The organism is Aeromonas sp. MdU4, assembly GCF_041929505.1.
Taxonomy (GTDB): Bacteria; Pseudomonadota; Gammaproteobacteria; order Enterobacterales; family Aeromonadaceae; genus Aeromonas.
In genome coordinates, this window is record NZ_JBHFMW010000051.1 from 1 (window position 1) to 17,464 (window position 17,464).

13 protein-coding genes and 2 pseudogenes are annotated in these 17,464 nt (G+C 47.4%); 7 read left to right on the top strand and 8 right to left on the bottom strand.

Annotation, left to right across the window (positions count from 1 at the left end):
• Positions 1 to 218 precede the first annotated feature (218 nt).
• From ACE1BR_RS22740 to ACE1BR_RS22755, 4 genes are all read right to left on the bottom strand, one after another.
• The gene (locus tag ACE1BR_RS22740; protein WP_374874309.1) at positions 219 to 1,700 is read right to left on the bottom strand and encodes a sodium:solute symporter; all 1,482 of its coding nucleotides are present in this window, start codon (positions 1,698 to 1,700) and stop codon (positions 219 to 221) included.
• Between the two features lie 32 nt (positions 1,701 to 1,732).
• Complete coding sequence (locus ACE1BR_RS22745; RefSeq protein ID WP_374874311.1) at positions 1,733 to 2,650, bottom strand: N-acetylmannosamine kinase; 918 nt, start codon at positions 2,648 to 2,650, stop codon at positions 1,733 to 1,735.
• Positions 2,647 to 3,354, bottom strand: coding sequence for an N-acetylmannosamine-6-phosphate 2-epimerase (locus ACE1BR_RS22750; RefSeq protein WP_374874313.1), 708 nt, complete (start codon positions 3,352 to 3,354; stop codon positions 2,647 to 2,649). Before ACE1BR_RS22750 ends, ACE1BR_RS22745 begins: the two co-directional genes overlap by 4 nt.
• Positions 3,355 to 3,704: 350 nt before the next feature.
• Positions 3,705 to 4,577 (bottom strand): MurR/RpiR family transcriptional regulator, encoded by an 873-nt coding sequence (locus ACE1BR_RS22755; protein ID WP_374874315.1) that lies wholly within the window; start codon positions 4,575 to 4,577, stop codon positions 3,705 to 3,707.
• Positions 4,578 to 4,858: 281 nt separating this feature from the next.
• On the opposite strand from ACE1BR_RS22755, the gene ACE1BR_RS22760 reads away from it, so the two are divergent.
• Together ACE1BR_RS22760 and ACE1BR_RS22765 are read left to right on the top strand one after the other, a co-directional pair.
• Positions 4,859 to 5,758 carry a dihydrodipicolinate synthase family protein gene (locus ACE1BR_RS22760; RefSeq protein ID WP_016350010.1) on the top strand — a complete coding sequence of 300 codons (900 nt, stop codon included), beginning with the start codon at positions 4,859 to 4,861 and terminating at the stop codon, positions 5,756 to 5,758.
• 1,053 nt (positions 5,759 to 6,811) lie between these two features.
• Complete coding sequence (locus tag ACE1BR_RS22765; RefSeq protein WP_374874318.1) at positions 6,812 to 8,617, top strand: amidohydrolase; 1,806 nt, start codon at positions 6,812 to 6,814, stop codon at positions 8,615 to 8,617.
• A 174-nt stretch (positions 8,618 to 8,791) separates the two neighbouring features.
• Here the strand turns inward: ACE1BR_RS22765 and eco are convergent, their stop codons facing one another.
• Together eco and ACE1BR_RS22775 are read right to left on the bottom strand one after the other, a co-directional pair.
• Positions 8,792 to 9,280, bottom strand: a complete 489-nt coding sequence (gene eco, locus ACE1BR_RS22770; protein ID WP_374874320.1) for a serine protease inhibitor ecotin — start codon at positions 9,278 to 9,280, stop codon at positions 8,792 to 8,794.
• Positions 9,281 to 10,450: 1,170 nt separating this feature from the next.
• Positions 10,451 to 11,359 carry a LysR family transcriptional regulator gene (locus ACE1BR_RS22775; RefSeq protein WP_374874322.1) on the bottom strand — a complete coding sequence of 303 codons (909 nt, stop codon included), beginning with the start codon at positions 11,357 to 11,359 and terminating at the stop codon, positions 10,451 to 10,453.
• A 117-nt stretch (positions 11,360 to 11,476) separates the two neighbouring features.
• Between ACE1BR_RS22775 and ACE1BR_RS22780 the strand changes: the two genes are divergently transcribed.
• From ACE1BR_RS22780 to ACE1BR_RS22800, 5 genes are all read left to right on the top strand, one after another.
• On the top strand, positions 11,477 to 12,616 hold the full coding sequence (locus ACE1BR_RS22780; protein WP_374874324.1) for a four-carbon acid sugar kinase family protein: 1,140 nt from the start codon (positions 11,477 to 11,479) through the stop codon (positions 12,614 to 12,616).
• Entirely contained in the window at positions 12,603 to 13,610 is a 1,008-nt protein-coding gene (gene pdxA, locus ACE1BR_RS22785) for a 4-hydroxythreonine-4-phosphate dehydrogenase PdxA (protein WP_374874326.1), read from the top strand. Before ACE1BR_RS22780 ends, pdxA begins: the two co-directional genes overlap by 14 nt.
• Positions 13,611 to 13,646: 36 nt before the next feature.
• Entirely contained in the window at positions 13,647 to 14,330 is a 684-nt protein-coding gene (locus tag ACE1BR_RS22790; protein WP_374874328.1) for a hypothetical protein, read from the top strand.
• Between the two features lie 164 nt (positions 14,331 to 14,494).
• Entirely contained in the window at positions 14,495 to 15,646 is a 1,152-nt protein-coding gene (locus tag ACE1BR_RS22795; RefSeq protein WP_374874330.1) for a dicarboxylate/amino acid:cation symporter, read from the top strand.
• A 238-nt stretch (positions 15,647 to 15,884) separates the two neighbouring features.
• On the top strand, positions 15,885 to 16,097 hold the full coding sequence (locus ACE1BR_RS22800) for a FaeA/PapI family transcriptional regulator (RefSeq protein WP_374874332.1): 213 nt from the start codon (positions 15,885 to 15,887) through the stop codon (positions 16,095 to 16,097).
• A 106-nt stretch (positions 16,098 to 16,203) separates the two neighbouring features.
• Here the strand turns inward: ACE1BR_RS22800 and ACE1BR_RS22805 are convergent.
• Positions 16,204 to 16,512, bottom strand: a pseudogene (locus ACE1BR_RS22805) (integrase core domain-containing protein); the annotation flags it as partial.
• A gap of 31 nt (positions 16,513 to 16,543) precedes the next feature.
• A pseudogene (locus ACE1BR_RS22810) lies at positions 16,544 to 17,440 on the bottom strand (IS3 family transposase); the annotation flags it as partial.
• Positions 17,441 to 17,464: the final 24 nt, after the last annotated feature.

Here is a 17,464-nt window from a genome sequence, read left to right on the forward strand (position 1 = left end):
GTTGATCAATTGAATCTACAACAGCCTGTTTTAAGATCGGCGGAAAATAATTGTAAGTCTGCGGCTGATGGATATTTCCAAAAATCATAATTAATATTCCGTGGTGTACATCACTGGTTTGTATAATTAAAAAACAGGAGCTCTGAACCATGCCAAAAATGTGTTAGCGAGCCAGCAAAAAGTACAAATTAAGAATGGTGAGCCCCCCGTTTTTAACCTTATAAAGATAAGGCTTCCACATTTTCCGGACGTTGACTGTTTTTGAATAATGGTGCAGTAAGATAGCCTACCAAGACCACCATCATGGTGCCTATCGCACCATAAAAGAAGAAGTTAAGGTCAGTGAACGAACGCACCCACAAGATAGACGCGACCGCAGCAACGACACCAATCAATGCACTGTTTGCATTCGCTTTACGAACAAAAATCCCCAGCATGAACAGGCCGGTCATTGGCCCCCCCATCAGACCTAGCAGGCTATTGAATGCATCCCATAATTCGCTTTCGTTGGACATGATGAGATAAGTGGAGGCCACCACACCTAGCACGCCAGCAATGACGGTCACCATTCGCCCGCTTTTCAGATTCTGTTCAGAAGATTTCGCTTTACCAAAACGGCTGTAAATGTCTGAAGAGTAGCAAGCAGATATGCTATTTAAACTACTTGAAATACTGGATTGAGATGCAGCAAAAATCGCAGCAATAATCAATCCAGCCAGACCTGCAGGCATATCTGAGATAATGAAGAATGGTAAAATACCACCGGTATTGAAGTCCTTCGGTAACAGCTCAGGATTCTGTCCGTAATAAGCATATAAAGCAGCACCAATCGCAAAGAAGAACACCGGAATACAAGCTACTAGTTTAGCATTGGTGATCAGCGCTTTTTTAGTTTCTGCTATTGAGTCTGTCACGATATAACGCTGTACCACATCTTGGCTGGCAGTGAACTGTTGTAGACCGGTGAAAAAGAACCCGAGCATAAGCACTGGTACAGTGCTGCTGGTCCAACTCCAGCTCATTTGACTAGAGGGGAAATATTTATCTGCTGATGCTGATACAGCAAATATCTCAGTGATCCCGCCGTCGACCTTAAAGCAGATCATGATGAAAATTAAGACTGCAGCGCCAGATAACATGACCCCTTGGATAACATCAGTCCAGATAACACCTTCAATACCACCGAGAAAGGTATAAATGATGCACAGGACTCCAATTAGGAAGACGATCATCAATGGTTCCATGTCAACGAATGGCATCAATGCAAGCGCAGTTAAATAAGTTATTATTGCAATACGACCAATATGAAACAGCATAAATGATATACTTGCAAACAATCGCATTCGAATATCGAAACGCTTTTCCAAATACTCATATGCCGAGGTAAGATTCAGCTTTCTGAAAAATGGAATATAGTACATAAACACGAATGGCAAAATTGCAATTGTAATATATTGGCCAATCAAAAATGTCCAGTCACTAGTATAGGCTTTCGCCGGAATAGACATGAACGTAATCGAGCTCAATGTAGTTGCAAATACACTTACCCCCGCAGCCCAGCCTGGAATACGCCCACCAGCTTTAAAATAATCATCCGCTGATTTTTGACGTTTCGCAAAATACACTCCGACCAGCATAATGATGGCAAGATAGACTGCCAGAACCAGATAGTTCAGCGTACCAAACGGATGCGTCTCCATGAGTCTTCCTCTGTGTTTTATAGAGTAATTTGTTAAAGGGAAAAATTGTTTTTTCCTTGCCCATCTATCCTCGCCGCCCACTGCGCAACGCCCAGTAGACCGGCATCGATATCACAACGTGCGGGTAATACCTGAGGTCGATACACGTCAGGCATTTTCACCAGTGCCTGCTTCACCAACCCGATATAATTCTCTGCTAGCCCGACACCACCACCGATAACGATTGCATCAAGATCAAGGGTAATGGTGAGATTGGCGATTAACTCGGCAACTGCGCCAGCGGAACGCTCAATAATGGCCTGTGCTCGTGCATCACCTTGTAAATAAAGCTGATATACCTGCAAACCACTGCATGCACCACCGAATACGGCTTGTCCGGCAGCCGCAATCGCACGACCGGAGGCAATAACTTCAACGCAACCACGACGACCACAACCACATTGTGGGCCTTGAGGATCCACCAGCATATGGCCAGCATGGCCAGCAACACCCCGCGAGCCTGTGATCAACTTGTGGTTAAGAATCAGCCCAGCGCCCACTCCCGTCGACACCGTAATAAATGCCAGATCGGCAAACACCTGTCTGTAAGCCAGATATTCAGCCCAAGCTGCCGCCTGAGCATCGTTGATGAGGTAAACGGGAAGATCGGTGATTTGAGCAATCACGCTATGTAGAGGGAAGCGATCCAACCCACCCAGATTTTGTGGGTTCAAGGCGGTCAAGACGCCATTATCGATGATGCCGGTAGAGGCCACTGCCACATAATCTGCGGATGCTGCCAACGGTCCGAGTAGTTCGGCTAATGCTGCAGTGAGCAATAGTGGATCACCAGAAGAGCGCGTTTCGATCAGGTGACGCGCCACAATGTTAGATTTGGCCGCAGAGTACATTTCAATCAAAGCAGCAGCTATCTTGGTGCCACCAATATCAACGGCAAGACAGATGGTCATGCTACAGCTCCGTGACGTTTGCTTTTCGCACTATCCACGGCTGCAGCAAACCAGCTGCAAATATGCTCGATACGCGTGATTGCCGAACCGACCGTGACACAATCTGCACCGGCCAAAATAGCCTGGGCCGCTAGTTTGGGACTGTGATAGCGCCCTTCCGCCATTACAAAGCACCCGGCTTGCTTAAGCGCAGTGACCAGCGCCAGATCAGGCTCTACCGGCGTGGCTGAACCGACATAACCGGACATGGTCGTACCGATGATTTCCACACCCTGCTGAAATGCATCCATTCCCTCGGCATAGTTAGAACAATCCGCCATCGCAATACAGCCTGCATCATGGATCGCCGCGACCAATGCCTCGACACTAACCGGACGCTGGCGTGCAGTAGCATCAATCGCAATGATATCTGCCCCCGCCTCAGCTAGTGCATTAACATCCTCCAGATACGGCGTAATACGTACTGGGCTGTCGACTAAATTACGCTTCACAATCCCAATTATCGGAGCCGCGACTTCTGTCCGGGCCACCTTAATGTTCTCTACGCCCTCAATGCGTACCGCCACCGCCCCACCAGCAATGGAAGCTTTTGCCATCGCAGTAATAATGGTTGGCGAGTCCATCGGACCATCATCCACCGGTTGACATGAGGAAACGAAACCAGTTCTTAGCCAAGCTAGAACGGAGTGTGCATAAACCGACATAAAGTTTAACTCCATAAAAATAATAAACTGTGAAGTTTTAATTCAAGCTACTACCGATGGAGTTAAACTTCAAACAATTGAAATCAGAATGGAGATCAACACCTCATTTTTGGTCAGCCCGAAGCAAAAAAATGAGAAGCCAGTTGGATTTTGACCGTCATTCCAGACGAACACCGGCCAGAGAACACTGTGTTAGGAAGGAAAACTCCCGATGCAGGAGCGTAGATGTGAAGCAAGAACCAGAGAAACAGCCTGATGCTCACCAAAGGTATGAAATATGAAAGTAGATGGCAGCGACAATACAAACTCGAACATCAAGGCAACAGTAACCTAGTGATGACCGTTGCTCCTTAAACCCCTAGGGCACGGGTAGTACGCTGCTTCTTGTCCATGGAGCCACTAATATCGTCTTTCACCAACAGGGTATAGAGCAGATCCAACACATACAGTTGGGCAATTTTGGTACCGATAGAGTCACCCTGCATCTGCCCTTGTCGGTTGCCGTTTAACAGCACTGCATCAGCATACTCACACAAGGCGGATTTCGGATTGTGGGTCAACGCAATAGTATAGGCTCCAGCCTCTTTGGCCAAACGCAGCGCCTTGGTGGTTTCTATTGAAGCACCGGAATGGCTGATTCCGAGCGCTAGATCACCGGGTTGTAACAATGTCGCTTTCATGTACATAAAGTGGTTATTGGTAAGTGCATCAACATTAAAGCCGATACGCATGAATTTGTTTTTAGCATCCTCAGCAGTGATACCCGATGAACCCACGCCGAAGATATATATCCCACGCGCTTCGCGGATCTGGCGTGCCACTGTTTCCAAGGTTGAAAAGCTGAGTAGATTCAACGTCTCCGAAAGTACATTGTTAATGCCCTGCTGCAGTTTTTGCCCAATCAACTCCACATTGTCTTGTGGACCAATGTCAGTATCCAAAAGCGAGCGATCACTATGATTCAAAGAGGAAAGCTCAATAGCTAAATCCATCTTGAAATCATGGAAGCCTTTAAAACCGAGCACACGACAAAAACGGATAATGGTCGCTTCGCCAGCATTCACCTTATACGAGAGCTCAGCAATGGATAGCTTGGTCACTTGTTCTGGATTGCGCTGCACAAAATCAGCAATGCGGCGAGCTGATGGCGTCATGCTTTCAAACAGGCTTCCCATCATATCCAGAACTTTTCCTGTTTTTATCGGCAAGTGTTTGGCGACCATAAAATGCTCCATACCATGAATCCAAATCTCTGCTCCAATTCTTACATTTCGCATCGCACTTGTGAAGTAAAGCTCCAATGAGAAGAATGAGAGTAGCCTTGATCTACCGCCCCCATCTCCACTACGCCCAATGAGGGAAGATGTTATCCCAATCACAGTTTGCGTATCTGCCCAACGCTCTTGATGAATACCCATTGCGTGATGAAGCTTTACTCCATAACATCAATTAAACTCCAACATAAACAAAAAGTGTGAAGTTTTACTTCACGGAGATCTAAACGATGGAAAAACTCTCCCGACTGATTGCCGCCCCACATACCCCTTTTGATACTAACGGCAACGTAAATTTCGATAGCATCGATAAAATTGCCGCCCACCTGATCCGTGATGGTGTGAGTGGAGCCTACATCTGTGGCACCACCGGTGAAGGGATCCATTGCTCGGTTGACGAACGTAAAGCCATCGCCGAACGTTGGGTTAGCGCAACGCAAGGTCAGCTGAAGTTGATTGTCCACACCGGAGCACTGAGCATTGTCGATACGCTGGAGCTGACCCGTCATGCTGAAACTTTGGATATTTTTGCCACCTCGGTGATTGGTCCTTGCTTCTTCAAGCCAGGTTCACTGGATGACTTGGTTACCTATTGTGCAACAGTTGCAGCGGCAGCACCGTCTAAAGGTTTCTACTACTACCACTCCGGCATGTCAGGAGTCAGCTTCGATATGGAGCAATTCCTGATCAAAGCCGATGCACGTATCCCTAATTTGTCTGGCCTGAAGTTTAACAGCCCTGACTTGTACGAATACCAACGCTGTCTGCGCGTATGCGACGGCAAGTTTGACATTCCATTCGGGGTGGATGAGCACTTACCTGGTGCTTTAGCCGTGGGAGCTACTAGTGCTGTTGGCAGTACGTATAACTACGCAGCACCACACTTCCTGAAAATCATCGAAGACTACCAAAGCGGCAATCACGATGCGGTTTACCGCGGTATGAACAGCGTGATCGAACTGATCCGCATCTTGGTGGAATTCGGCGGGGTCGCCGCCGGTAAAGCCGCGATGGAGCTGCATGACATCGATGCTGGTGACCCACGTCTACCACTGCGTGCCCTGACCGCCCAGCAAAAGCATATCGTGGTCGAAAGAATGCGTAGCGCGGGGTTTTTGGTTAAGCGCTGAGTGCCTAAAGACGAAATAATGCTGATAACTTCCTGCCAGCAATGAGATGAAAATTTCGGATAAATGTATCAAGAATCCCGGCATTACCGGGATTCTTAGTTTGCAGGACCATTCTCTAGCTATTTAACTACGTCACTGAGCGTATACAACATTTACCACACTACCGAGAGTATGAAGTGTTTGGCGCACTGTCTCTAGATTCCCAATAACTTTGTAACTCCTTGGACCGTGCCAGCATTTACCCGCAGGAAGTAGTAAAGTAAACCTTGACCTTCAGTTACATGACAATAATTTCTGTCAAGAATCATCCCGTAGTCCCGAATTCAGCCAATCAAACCGATACCGTGCCCAAGGTCCTCAAAATGGCGTGGCCTATGATGGATGGCCGGTTGCTCGACCCCCTGACAATTGAAGCAGTATCAATGACAGAGAATGTCCAACGATGAAACTTCCGTCATAAAAATTACATCTATTTAATATCAACATCCTCAACGAACTGTACAGATGACTTGTAAACAACGCCCAGATACAGGAAAAAAACCACCATCTCGGATCATCAGCCAAATTATTACACACTCATCAAGGCCAACTGTACGAAAGCCACAGAAGTATTGCAGGAATAGGTGGTATCACTAACCAAATGCTAAATAACTGACCCTAACTGGGTTACATCTTGCCGGAAGCCATGTGGCGTAATGCATTACTCCACATGGCGACAAAGCCTGAAGTAGTAAGGCTCAATACACGATACTTGCTCCATGTCACTTGTAGAAGTTGTACAAAGTGCAGTGATCTACTATTCGGAACAGCTATTTAGCTATCGGGAGCGGCAACCTGAATGGTCGTAACAAGAATACGTGCCTCGTAACAGAAAGATGGCTTGGTCCCGGGAGTGTTTTGTGCTTTTGTGAATGATCAGATGGATTTCCCTACCGTGTCACATTTGAGCAGGGTATATCCTTGTATATTCAGTACATTTCCTGAACAACGAATCTAATTGGACAACTGAGGTGATCCACCCACCCAGTGATCTTTCAGTATGGAGCATGTCAAATGAAAATCCCCCCTATCGCCATCGCATTGCTGGCCGCCTGCTCGGTTCATGCCGTCAGCCCCGCCAAACCCAACGCCCAGACTATTTACCTCGGGGGGGACATCGTCACCGTCAACGACGCGGTGCCCACTGTCCAGGCGCTGGCCGTCAAAAATGGCCGCATTCTGGCCCTGGGCAGCGAGGCCGACATCCTCAAGCTGCGTGATGAAGGAACCCGGGTGGTCAACCTGCAGGGCAAGACCCTGATCCCGGGCTTTATCGATGCCCATGGTCACGTATTCAACACCGGGATCCAGGCGCTTTCGGCCAATCTGCTGGCCCCGCCTGATGGTACCGTGACAGGTATCGCGGACCTGCAGCAGGCGCTGCTCAAGTGGGTCGCCAAGCTGCAAAACAAGGCGCACGGGATCATCCTAGGATTCGGTTATGACGACTCTCAGCTCAAGGAAAAACGCCATCCCACCCGTCAGGAGCTGGATGTGGTCTCCCGAGATCTGCCGGTGATCATCATCCACCAGTCAGGCCACCTTGCCACCCTCAACAGCAAGGCGCTGGCACTGGCCGGCTTCGGCCCGGACAGCAAGGATCCGGAAGGGGGCAAGATCCGCCGTGAAGCGGACGGCAAGACCCCGAATGGCGTTCTGGAGGAGACCGCCTTCTTCGGCGCCTTGCTGCCGATGTTCGCCAAGTTGAACAACCAGGAAAACGAGGCGATCTTCAAGGCGGGCATGGCGCTCTACGCCAGCTTCGGTTACACCACTGCCCAGGAGGGACGAGCCTCTTCATCCGCCGTCAAGACCATGTACCAACTGGCCCAAAAAGAGAAGCTGCCCCTCGACGTGGCGGCCTATCCCGATATCCAGATCGCGCGGGACGTCATCGCCCCGCCCTACTACGCCCAGCAGTATATGAACGGCTTTCGGGTCGCTGGGGCCAAGCTCAATCTTGATGGTTCCCCCCAGGGCAAGACTGCCTGGCTGACCCAGCCCTATTTCCTTCCCCCTGCCGGGCAAAAAGCCGATTACAAGGGCTACCCCAGCATGAACGACGAGCAGGCTGCCCACTATATCGAACTGGCCCAGCGCAACGGCTGGCAGCTGCTTACCCACGTCAATGGTGATGCAGCCATCGATCAGCTGATCAAGGGGATTGAGGCCAGCGAGAAACAACATGGCAAACCGGATCGCGGCTTCGTCGCCATCCATGCCCAGACTGCCCGCAAGGATCAGGTCGCCTCGTTCCAGCGGCTCGGCATCTTCCCCTCCTTCTTCCCGATGCACACCTTTTACTGGGGGGACTGGCACAGTGATTCCGTGCTTGGCAAGGAGCGGGCGCAGCATATCTCCCCCACCGGATGGGCGCGCGAGCTGGGGATGATCTTCACCTCTCACCACGACTCCCCGGTGGCGCTGCCTGACGCCATGCGGGTCTATTATGCGACCGTCAACCGGATCAGCCGCACCGGACGTCCTATTGGGCTGGATCAGCGGGTCTCCGCTCTGGAAGGATTGAAGGCCCAGACCCTGTGGGCGGCAACCCAATACAAGGAGGAACACGACAAGGGCTCTCTGGAGGTCGGCAAACTGGCGGACATGGTGGTGCTCTCGGCAAACCCACTCAAGGTGAAACCGGAGACCCTTGCCGATATCCGGATCGAAGAGACGATAAAGGAGGGGGTCTCCATTTACCAACGTGGCGGGCAGACCGCTCGGGAATCAACCACCTGCACGGACTCAACTCGTTGCAGCGCAGTGGCCACCACCGCGATGGTGGCCTCAGGGCTATTGCATCATCGGCCACACTAGGCTGCGCTCTCAAAATGCTGGTTTTCTGTCCGCTAATAGTTCCTACAAGTAACGAAGGCAGAAAGCCAGCTTGATAAAAGCAGCAAAACTTCCCGTCAGCTTTTCATATGCTATGTTAAGAGGGGTAAAGAGTCTGGAGCTTCAAACGGCCATTTTATTTGGATCTTCAGGGGATTAATTTACTGGTATGAATGTGCCATCTGCGCTCCAGATACGATAACGCACTTCAACATCTTTTGGGGTATAAACAACAATTGGAAGTTTACTGTTATAGCGCTCAAAACGGTTGGCGTTATGAATCGCCACAAATTTTTCTCTTGAGTTGTTGTCGGAGCAAGCCATCAAAGTTGATACCTGTTGACTTACGCTGGTTAGCACAAAGTAGTTGTAGCCCCATCCCTGTAGCGTCTTGGACTCTAGGTTTCCGCCCATCGTGTAACTGTTGCAATCGACCTTCATGGTTTTACCCATAGATAGCTCTACTTGAAAGTTACTTTCATTTTCGATTACGGGTAGAAAAATAACGTAGCGAACCTGGCCTTTTTCAGCGGATGGGTAAGGTGCTACATCTTTAATTTTTAGCATCCTTTCCATCGAATTCGACAGTGTACTGTCGCTAAAAACACTTAGTATCGCTACAATAACTGCAAATTTTTTTCTCACTTTCAAATTTCCTTTTTACAATACCAAACAACAACACCATCGGTCACCCTGTAGTGGTCAACTACACCCGGACACACACCTGAAAAACCAACTCTGCATATAAATAACAATTATGCGTTATCGTAGTCAATTTACCATATATCTTCAAAGTTGGGAGTTAACCCTAGGCTAACTCTATTAAAATAAAATCTAGGCATGGGAATACATTTACATTCTTCGTCAATCACCACTCCAAAATAAAAATTATATTGTCAACCAGCTGATGCGCTATAAAATTCGAGACCGCAATAATTCTCATTGAATTTATTCAATGCATAGTCAAATTTATATGAGTTCACTCCTAACTTTACATATATACTACTACCTAAAGAAACAGGATACCGGGCATCACGTGCCACAAATACATTTATAATAGACGTCTTTCATATCATTTAAAGTATCGTCAAAATCGCATTCCTCCCCGCATTCCTCCCCTAGAACCCAGAGGTCTTCCTGAGTCCACGCCTAGACAATTATTCAACATATAGCGACGATATATATCGCCAGTAACACTATCGTCAGCGTCACTATCACTTTTGTATTTGAATGACTGTGCACCATAACCAACTGTTCTACCTACAATGTGATGATGTGGCTCTGCGATAACTAATATAGAATGGTTGTTCAGCAGCGCTACAACTTATCGATATCAACACTAATGATGCTGTAACATGACATATAAATTTCAAAAATAAATCCCAGCATCCAATTGATGCCATTTACAGACATCAATTCCGAGCAACCAAAGCACACGAAAACAAAGCAAAATCACCACTAAAATCACATAAATAGACGATTTACACCAACGAAACCCAAAAAAGCAAAACATAAAGTTAATGTAACAAGATGTAACCTTGGGGTTGTTTTCGGGAATAACTAATAAAATGGTTACTCCAACGACTGAAAACTGACATAGTAATAGACGAAAAATAGGCTTTCTGGATGAGACCGACAGCTGTCACTATCACGATCGCTGAAACTATCGAACACATGATCCCATTACCGATGATATACTTTCAGCAAGGAACGTATATCAAGCATTCAACGCATATAGTGTTGAATAATGGAATAAAACAATGATGCTGATTTCGTATTTAAACAATCACTACGAATAACAAAGAAAACACACACCTATTCTGCGGATAGCACCTCACGCTCTGTTTCTTTACCCATCTCAGTTAACCAGTGTAGAACCTCAGAAAAATCACGGCTCCCCTTGTGCCCTGTCATTGACATAAGAACATATTCACTACCGTCTTCTATAAACCCATATGGAGCAACCAATGTTCCATTTATAATGTCGTCAGCCACTAAAGCCAGAGGGCCGATCCCCACACCGACCCCAGCCACTGTAGCCTGGAGACTGAGGTAAAAATGTTCGAAGCAAAGCTCAGATACAGAGTTCAATTGGACGCCACTTTTTGATGCCCAGTCCTGCCAAGCCCCCAATCTGGTCGCACTATGAAGTAAAACACTATTAATTTCCCGATCAGTCATCGTCAACGAAGCGATCCCAGGTCGGCATACAGGTCCCACACGTTCTTTCAAAAAGGGCTCAACAACGATTGAACTCCCAATCGGAAAATCATTCCGTCGTATGGCCAAATCAATGCCTTCACGTAAAAACTCAACAGCCCCCCCAGCAGAAACAAACTGTAACTCTCTTTCCGGCCCTAATGCTTGCTGCAGACTCACCAGCCTAGGAATAAGCCAACGAATGAGGAACGTTGGTTCGCATGATATGACTAGCGGTCGGCGTGGTACTTGATACCGACATGCCCGCTCAATCGCTAATTGCAGTGTATCTAAGCCCCTGCTGATGTCCTCAGCCAATGTCAAGGCTTGCTCAGTCGGGATAATTTTTCTGTTTTTTCGCAAAAACAATGGAAATCCCAACATAACTTCTAACTCTCGAACAGCCCTGCTGACAGCCCCATCAGTGAGGTGCAACGTTTGCGCCGCTTTTGAAATACTGCCATGTTTGACCGTCGCTTCAAATGCCCGCAACACGGACAGATTAGGTAAACGCTTTGCGTTCATATACAACCCCATCACTTGAGTTTTACTCAACTATTCATGGTACAAAAATCGTTTTTATCGGACAAGCACAAACGACAGAATGATGCAGGCTTACTAAAGAGAATGGAAAAAGTAAACATGATTGCAATACTTGCTGATGATTTAACCAGTGCGCTTGATGGTGCGGCGCCCTTTGCAGGTAAAGGATTATCTGCTCGAGTCATGTTGCAGATCCCAACATCGCCTGAACACACTGCCGATATTATTTCTTTTGACTTAAACTCGAGATTTCTGGCACCAGAAGAATCATCGCATCGCTTCGAACTAGCAGCAGATATCGTGAAGCATGCCGATATTATTTACAAAACAATTGACTCAACACTTCGTGGAAACTTGGGTTATGAAACTCGAGGTACTTTAATTGGCAGCAAGCGTAAGAAAGCTTTAGTGATACCAGCGTTTCCTGATGCTGGGCGTACAACCATAAAAGGAATGCAATATGTTCATGGTCTTTTACTTGAACACACCGAGTTTGCACAAGATCCAACACATCCCATCACTACAAGCTCGGTAGCGAAGCGAATGGAAGGCCTTGATAGTATGCTCTATCATATTTTTGACGCAGAAAGCAATGAAGATATTGATGTTATACTTCACAATGAAGGTCTTTTATCACCTGTTGTATGGGTAGGCTCACCAGGAATAGCGAGTGCATTATCGCGAGCAGTTAATAAAACTAAAGAAACTCGCCCATTACAAATGCAAACTGACGTGTCGCGAGTACTAGTTATTGTTGGAAGCCTACATCAGACCAACCAAGCACAGATCAACAGATTATTACGCTCAGATTCTGACGCATACCTTATTACAGTCACCGATGATATAACGTCCGATGCAGTTGCACATGAGATTAGCACTGCCTTTTTAGATCATTCGGTTGTTTGTATCATTACATCTCGCGAACGTAAAAAAACAGCTACGTTGTCCTCTACCCCTTCTGAAAAATTGGGGGAGATTGTCGCTCTTTGTGCAAGTTTGTTCAATGGGTTAGTTGTCACTGGAGGAGACACTGCGCGTCAAATTGTTGATGCAATAAATGCATCTTCACTGGATTTACTTGGAGAGGTCGAGCCTGGTGTGCCTTTTGGAATATTAAATACCCCTGAGCGTAATATTCCATTTTCGACCAAGGCTGGCGGCTTTGGCAATGAAGAGACTTTATTCCAATGCGTACAAGCACTACGTATAAAAAGGATAACTACTCATGAAAAATTCTAAATGCCCTTTCGTTATTACTATGGGAGATCCTGCAGGCATTGGACCTGAAATTATTGCTAAGCTAGCAGCAAAAGAGTCCGTTGCGACTCCATATTTTGTTATTGGCGATCCACATATTTTGCGCACAGCTGCAGATAAAGTTGGTGTGCACTTAAAAATTCATGAGCTATCTCCATCACTTGAAGGTTTTCATGATGCGTGGCATCGGGGAGAACTGTCGGTATATTCTGCAGGTATCGCACTACCCGATGATCTACCGATAGGGCAAGTCGATGCACGTGCAGGTGAAGCGTCCTATAGTTGGGTAACAGCCGCGATTGACCTAGCATTAGCAGGTAGTATTGCTGGTATTATAACTGCTCCTATAAATAAAGAAGCTATGCGATTAGCAGGGCTTCACTACCCAGGGCACACGGAGATTCTCGCAGAACGTTCCGGCGTGTCTGATTTTGCGATGATACTGGCTAATGATGAACTGCGCGTTATTCTTGTATCCATTCATGTCTCTTTGCAAGATGCCATTCAGGCGGCCACAATTGAAAATGAACTGCGAACATTCCGTTTAGCACAAGAGGCCTGCTTGGCTTTTGGCATAGAAAACCCACGCATTGCCGTAGCTGGACTTAATCCACATGCAAGTGAAAATGGCCTTTTTGGCCGAGAAGACCTTGATGTAATCGTACCTGCGATCAATCAAGCCAAGCGGGAAGGTTTAAACATCAGTGGCCCTTGGCCAGGTGATACTATTTTTATGCGAGCCCGAAGAGGAGAGTTCGATATTGTTGTAGCACAATATCATGATCAAGGTCTTATTCCAGTTAAATATCTCAGTGTTGACCATGGTGTAAATATTACCATCGGACTGCCTTTTATCCGAACTTCCGTCGATCATGGAACCGCATTTGACATAGCGGGAACCGGGAAAGCGAAACACCTCAGTTTACTTTATGCCTTTAAACAAGCAGAAAAGATGATTGCATTCCAGCAAAAATAACGATTGAAAATGCTTAATAAATACAGAGGAAATAAAATGAATCAGCCTATATTTATTTTTATGTTAACACGCAATGACAGCACAATACCCGATGCACTTGATAAAGTTAAAGAGGTATTGTCAGCTGGTATCAAACATATCGGATTCAAAGATATCGGTCTGCCATTTGAACAACTACAGGCACTGTCTAAAGCTATCCGAGATGGTGGTGGAACAGTTTATCTTGAGGTTGTTAGCTTAGATGAGGAAAGTGAAGTAAACTCAGCTAAAATTGCATTAGATCTGGAGGTTGATGTTTTGATGGGCGGAACTCGCCCAGAAAAAGTTCTTCCGATAATAAAAGGTACTAATATCCATTATTATCCCTTTGCTGGAAAAATTTCAGGTCACCCTAGTGTACTAGAAGGAAGCATTGATGAAATAGTCATTAACGCTCAACACAATGCAAACCTTGAAGGAGTCTCAGGATTAGATCTGTTGGCTTATCGATTCAAGGGAGACGTACCAGCGTTGATAAAAAATGTCTGCAGCGCAGTCAACAAACCCATATATATCGCAGGTTCCATAGATAGCAAAGAGAGAATAGAAGCGGTAGTAAAAGGTAATGCCGTCGGTTTTACTGTGGGAACAGCAGCACTCGATGAAGTATTCCAGACAGAAAAAAAAGGCTTGGCGGCACAAATAAAGACCATTAATAATCTCATCAAAGAAGCATTGTGAAGAAATGGGGTATCTACCATAGAGGAAACCTAAGTTTCCTTCTTGACATAAAAACATTCTTTATGAGGATAGAATATAAAGTTTTGTAAATTATAAACTTCATCTCCCCCCTGACTTGGCAGGGGGGTTAATGGAAAATTGTTCACTCACCATAGGATCCAATTATGATACTTATTCTCAAACTCATAGCAGGTATCCTCGCAGGCCTCACACTTGGTTTCTACGCACCTGAGTGGGTGATATATTTACTGTTTACAGCCAAGTTAATCATCAGCAACTTGATCACGTTTACTATTCCGCTCATCATCCTCTTCTTCATCATGAGCGGCATCGCCAGCCTGCCGAAAAACTCCGGCAAGCTGCTGGGCAAAACCGTGGCCCTCTCCTACTGCTCCACCATTCTGGCGGGGCTGTTCGCCTTTACCGTGGCGAGCCACCTGATCCCGCAGCTGACCACCGCTGCCGAGCCCACTACCGCCGAGGCGGTCAAGCTCGCCTCCTACGTCAATCTGGAGATCCCGCCTCTGTTTGGCGTGATGTCCGCGCTGGCCGCCGCCTTCGTGTTCGGTATCGGCATCAGCGCCACCCAGGCCGCCGATCTGCGCCGGGTCGCCGATCAGGGCCGTGACATCATCGACCGCCTGCTGGCCAAGGTGATCATTCCGCTGCTGCCGTTCTACATCGCCGGCGTCTTTGTCGAGATGACGGTGGAAGGCACCGTACTCGCCACCCTGAAAACCTTCGGCGTGGTGCTGGTAATGGCCATCCTGATGCACTGGGTATGGCTCTCCGTACTGTTCGTCGGTACCGGTCTGGCCCTTGGCCGCTCTCCGGTCCAGCTTATCAAGAACATGCTGCCCGCCTATTTCACCGCACTGGGTACCATGTCGAGCGCCGCCACCATTCCGGTCGCCCTGCAATCGAGCAAGAACAACGGCGTGAGCGACGGCATCGCCAACTTCACCGTGCCGCTGTGCGCCACCATTCACCTCTGTGGCTCCACCATTACCCTGGTGACCTGCGCCACCGCGGTAATGTTCCTCTCCGAGCATCTGGCCATTCCGGGCATCGAGACCATGCTCCCCTTCATCATGATGCTGGGGGTGATCATGATCGCCGCCCCGGGCGCGCCAGGTGGTGGCGTGATGTCGGCGCTGGGCCTGCTCACCTCCATGCTCGGTTTCGATGAAACTTCCATCGCCCTGATGATCGCCCTATATCTGGCACAAGACAGCTTCGGTACTGCTTGTAATGTTACTAGCGATGGAATAATAGCCTTGTGGATTGAACGTTTTTCTGATGCTAAGGTTATCTAAGAAAATAATACAACAAGATAATTAATAATGGTTTCATAAAGCAACATATTATATATGCACACTAATTACATCTTGTGAATTATTTATAAGTAATGAGTTGCAAACTTTTTACAAGGCCAATAAAAATGTCCACTAAAAGGTTGTTGAACATTAATCAAAAAACCAAAGTAATTATCATGCGACATTAATTATAAGCTTTTAATCATGGAGTTCATCATACCGATGACATGGCAATAATATGACACATAGAAGCACCCAAGAAAAATGCAATGACATATTGTATTTTTTAAATATACATAAAAAACCAGTCAGTACAACACATGTTAGCAAAGAAATAAATATCACTATATATCAAGCCCGCTATTATCTAAAAAAACTAGCAATGGCCGGACTAGTTAAAGAAATCCGTAAAAGAAAAGGAGTAACATCCCTATGGTTAAGTTATAATTAAATCACATCTCACAAGAAAGGCTAAAAAACTGTTCTTAATAGTACTACATGTACAATTTGTACAGATCTAGTTATCACCTGACACCGGCCTCAAACCGGTGTCTTGTTTACGCTACTTTAGAGCGCACTTCCTTCGGTATCAATTTCAGACCCTTCTTGAACATCCTGTAGGGGGTTTGACCCTCCATCATCCTGCCCTGATGTGGCCGCTCGGTGTTGTAGTGTTCCAGGTAGCTATCCAGGTCTGTCTGCATCTGCTCCACCGACTCATGCCGAGTCGTTCTCCCCTTGATACGAAAGTGCTCATCCAGCAGGGTGCGGTGCAGCAGCTCGATAAAGCCGTTGCTCTGCGGCCTGCGCATCTTGGTTGTCTGGTGCTCAATTCCCTCCAGTTGCAAGAACAGCTCGTAGGGATGAGGTGTCCTGACAAGATCGGACAGTCCCGGATCAAGCAGCCTGAGCTGTTCTCCAATACCTCTTGTTAAACTCCGCCGGGCTGACATTGCCAAGTCGTGAATGCCGACGTTGGCGGTTGTAAAAAATCTCTATGTATTCCTGAATCGCTGCCTTGGCCTCCGCTCTCGTCTTGAATCTATGGTGGTGAACCAGTTCATTTTTAAGAGACCCCCAGAAGCTTTCTATCGGGGCATTGTCGAAGCAGTTCCCCTTGCGTGACATGGAGGTCTGCATGCCAAATTGTACCTGGAGAGCCCGGTAAGCCTTGGCACAGTACTGACTGCCCCGGTCTGTGTGATGAATAAGCCCAACTGGTGGCCTCTTCTGCTGCACAGCCCGAAACAGCGCCTGACTGACCAACCCGGTGGTCATTCGCTCTCCCATCGCATAACCCACTATCTCACAGGTAAACACATCCTTGAGACCAGCCAGATAAAGCCAGCCTTCGTCGGTGGCGATATAGGTGATATCACCGGTCCAGACTTCGTTAGGCTTCGTCGGCGCAAAGACCTGACCAAGGAGATTCTCCGCCACAGGCAGGGAATGAGCAGAATGGGTTGTCGCCTTGAATTTGCGCTTTTGTTTGCAAGACAACCCCATTTCACGGCGCAATCGCCCAATTCGGTCCCGCCCAGCGTAAAATCCTTCGGCGGCCAACTCAGCTTGTAAACGCGCTGCGCCATAGGTCTGGCGCGTCTTGCTGTGAGCAGCCCGAATGGCGACCTTGAGTCGTTCATCTTCTTGTTGGTGCAGTGACTGTGGACGCTGGCGCCAGTGGTAGAAGCCCGCACGAGAGACCTCCAGCACACGACAGATAACGGAAATGGGATAGAGGTCCTGCTGCTTGGCTATCCACGCGTACTTGGCAGTGACTCCTGAGCAAAGTACGCGGCTGTAGATTCAATTGATCAA